At 51.9% G+C, this 3333-nt stretch carries 2 protein-coding genes and 1 pseudogene; 1 reads left to right on the forward strand and 2 read right to left on the reverse strand.

Annotated features, from left to right (window positions below; all coding sequences use genetic code 11):
• Both RTK32_RS12785 and RTK32_RS12790 read right to left on the reverse strand, forming a co-directional pair.
• Positions 1-506 (reverse strand): annotated as a pseudogene (locus RTK32_RS12785) (aconitate hydratase B); the annotation flags it as partial.
• Positions 507-1288: 782 nt separating this feature from the next.
• Positions 1289-2281 (reverse strand): aldo/keto reductase, encoded by a 993-nt coding sequence (locus RTK32_RS12790; protein WP_312044500.1) that lies wholly within the window; start codon positions 2279-2281, stop codon positions 1289-1291.
• Between the two features lie 99 nt (positions 2282-2380).
• On the opposite strand from RTK32_RS12790, the gene RTK32_RS12795 reads away from it, so the two are divergent.
• Positions 2381-3292, forward strand: a complete 912-nt coding sequence (locus RTK32_RS12795; RefSeq protein WP_312044502.1) for a LysR family transcriptional regulator — start codon at positions 2381-2383, stop codon at positions 3290-3292.
• Positions 3293-3333 lie beyond the last annotated feature (41 nt).

Raw genomic sequence — 3333 nt, forward strand, 5'->3', positions numbered from 1 at the left:
GTGACGGTAATTTTTTCCGCCAGCTCTGGGCGGGAAAGATACCATTCGGCATCCGCCCAGGATTGCATGATCTGTTTCGCGTGCGCGTTGCCAGCTTTGGCTTTCTCTTCTACATCGTAGAAGTTATCGAACATCAGCAGCGTGTGGGACAGGGCTTTAGCGGCAATAGGTGCCAGCTTTTCGTTGTCCAGCGCGTCAATCAGCGGATGAATGTTGTAGCCGCCCTGCATGGTGCCCAGCAGCTCAACGGCTTTTTCAGGAGTAACCAGAGGAGAGGTCGCTTCGCCTTTGGCGACAGCAGCCAGGAATCCGGCTTTTACATAGGCCGCTTCATCAACACCCGGCGGAACCCGATTAATCAACAGATCGGACAGGAATTCTTCTTCACCCGCTGGCGGGTTTTTCAGCAGTTCAACCAGCGCGGCCATTTGGGAAGCATCTAACGGTTTAGGAACGATCCCTTCGGCAGCACGCTCGGCAACGTGCTTACGGTATTCTTCTAGCACGACGTTCTCCTCGCTCACAGTGTAATAACCGGGCGCCTTCAGGCTTATCGCAAAAGCATCTGCGCTCTTTTCTGTAGGGTAAGGTGCCCGGTTTCGCGAGGGCCAGCATAGCAGGATTCCAGGATAATGTTAATCTGTTTACAAAAAAGCAACATCATTAACAGGTCTGGAGAGGCACGAATGACGCGGGTACAAAGGGTTTTAAGCCGTTTACAGGAAAAGAATTTATATCGTAACAGCCGCTTATCCGCACTTTTTGTACTGTCAGCCTGCCGGTCTCTTAACCGGGTGTTATAGCGCCCATTGTACGTTGGACAAATAAGGGGTGCTGTGGCTTTTGAACGGCCTGTAAGGATGCTGAGTTGTTAGCACCTCGCCGTAAATTTCCGCATGTTTTTCTAAGCTGCCTGTACGGCAGTGAACTCAGATCGTTGAAAGATTGCCAGCCGCTTTTCTTCCTAAGCTGCCTGTACGGCAGTGAACAGTAGTGTTCAAGGCTGCCTGATGCAAACATATTTCTAAGTTGCCTGTACGGCAGTGAATAATAAGCGATATAGCATAACTGACTTATCTGAAAACAATTTTGACTAAAGCCTGATAAAAACCCTTTTTTTTCTTCCGTTAAAATATCCATATAAAACAAACAATTGCGATAGACCACAAAAAAAGGTTCAGGCTGCCTGATGCAAACTCGTTTACGGCCGCCAGCCTTATAAAAAAAACCTACAGCAATATCCGGACATCCCGGATACCGATGCAGGCTTAAGGCTAAAAAATTTTATTTACCGCTCTACCAGCGCAAACTCATTGTCTGAATAGCGCTCGCCCGCTACGTTTTCCCGGCTAAACAAGCGATCCAGGAGGGTCACATCATCCGCCGCCAGCGCAATCTCCGCCGCACCACAGTTATCTTCCAGATGGACAATTTTACGTGCGCCGGGGATCGGCACAATATTTGGCCCTTTCGCCAGCACCCAGGCCAGCGCAATCTGCGCCGCCGTGCTGCGATAACCTGCGGCCATTGCCGTTAGCTGCGCTACCAGCTGCGCATTTTGCGCCAGCGCTTCCGGCTGAAAGCGCGGTAACCCTCGTCGATAGTCCTGGTCGTCCAGCGTTGACGGCGCAGCCATTTTGCCGGTCAGAAAACCGCGCCCCAGCGGGCTGTAAGGGACAAAACCAATATTCAGCTCGCGGCAAACAGGCAGCACGCTGTTTTCCACGTCTCGGCTCCACAGCGAATACTCACTTTGTAGGGCCGTCACGGGATAAACGGCATGGGCACGACGTAACGTTTCGCCAGACACTTCTGACAGGCCGACATGCAGAATTTTTCCCTCGCGAACCAAATCAGCCAGCGTGCTCATCACCTCTTCAACCGGTACGGCCGGGTCGGGACGATGCTGGTAAAACAGGTCTATCGTTTCCACATTCAGCCTTTTTAATGAGGCTTCCGCCACTTTACGAATATTGGCTGGCTGACTGTTCACGCCCTTGATCCTTTCCCAGCCTTCTCCCTGGTCGGTGATGTTGAAACCAAATTTTGTGGCGACCTTAATCTTGCCGCCATAGCCTTTTAGCGCTTTTGCTAACAGCTTTTCATTTTCAAAAGGACCATAGACTTCCGCCGTATCCAGAAAATCCACGCCCAGCTCGAAAGCCCGGTGCAACGTAGCGATCGCCTGTTGCTCATCGCTCTTGCCATAGGCAAAGGACATTCCCATGCAGCCCAGGCCAACCGCTGACACTTCAAGATTACCTAACAGTCTGCGTTTCATTTTTTTCTCCGTTTGATATCGACAGAACCGTTATACTTTGCGGCAATAAAATCAACAATTGATGCTTTCAGAGCAGATTAATGAAAAAAAATCACTAATATGAAAACACGCGCCACGCTTCAGGAACTGGAAATATTTATCGCTATCGCCCGCCATCTTAATTTTCGTAAAGCGGCGGAAGAGCGCAACGTTACCCCCTCTACTCTGAGCCATACTCTCAGCAATCTGGAACAGCGTACCGGCGTCAGGCTGCTTAGCCGCACCACCAGAAGCGTATCGCTGACCGAAGCGGGACGGGCCTTTCTGCTGCGTATAGAGCCAGCGATGCTGGATCTCTCTTTAGCCGTGGACGAGCTGAATGACTGGCGCAGCGATCCGCGCGGTACTTTACGGCTGAACCTTCCACGCAGCGCCGAGGCGCTCTATTTACGCACGTTGCTGCTTCCTTTTCGTCAGCGCTATCCCGATATTGCGCTGGAAGTCACCACCAGCGACAGTTTCGTCAATATTGTTGAAGGTGGGTTTGATGCCGGTGTGCGTTTCGGTGAAGCGATCCCGCAGGATATGGTGGCCATCCCATTTGGCCCTAAAATACGGGGCGCGGTAGTCGCCAGCCCCGATTTTATTGCGCGATACGGCACGCCACAGCATCCCCGGGATCTGGTGAATTTTTCCTGTATCCAGCACCGCTTTCCCAGCGGCGTCAATTACAAATGGGAATTTAGCGATGGCGGCCAGGCGCTGGAAATAGCGGTAAAAGGCGGTTTAACGCTGGATAGCGACGCGATGATGATGACGGCGGCGCTCAGCAGCGCCGGTCTGGCCTTTGTGATAAAAGACATGGCGCAGGCTCAGCTGGAAAGCGGCGAGCTGGTTGAAGTGCTGGCTCACTTTGCCGCCCCTTCAGCGGGGTTCTGGTTGTATTATCCGGGCCGCAAATATTACTCCACCGCGCTGCGCTGTTTTATTGAGTATTTGCAGGCGTTTAATCAGAAAGGCTGTCAGGGATGATAAACAGCAAGAGGCATAAGCGCGATATTACTCCAACAGGG

It is taken from the genome of Erwinia sp. (assembly GCF_031978025.1).
Lineage (GTDB): Bacteria > Pseudomonadota > Gammaproteobacteria > Enterobacterales > Enterobacteriaceae > Erwinia.

What these genes read in the sequence shown, in the direction of transcription:
- RTK32_RS12790 (WP_312044500.1), bottom strand. Translation starts at nt 2,281, where the DNA reads ATGAAACGCAGACTGTTAGGTAATCTTGAAGTGTCAGCGGTTGGCCTG.
- RTK32_RS12795 (WP_312044502.1), top strand. Translation starts at nt 2,381, where the DNA reads ATGAAAACACGCGCCACGCTTCAGGAACTGGAAATATTTATCGCTATC.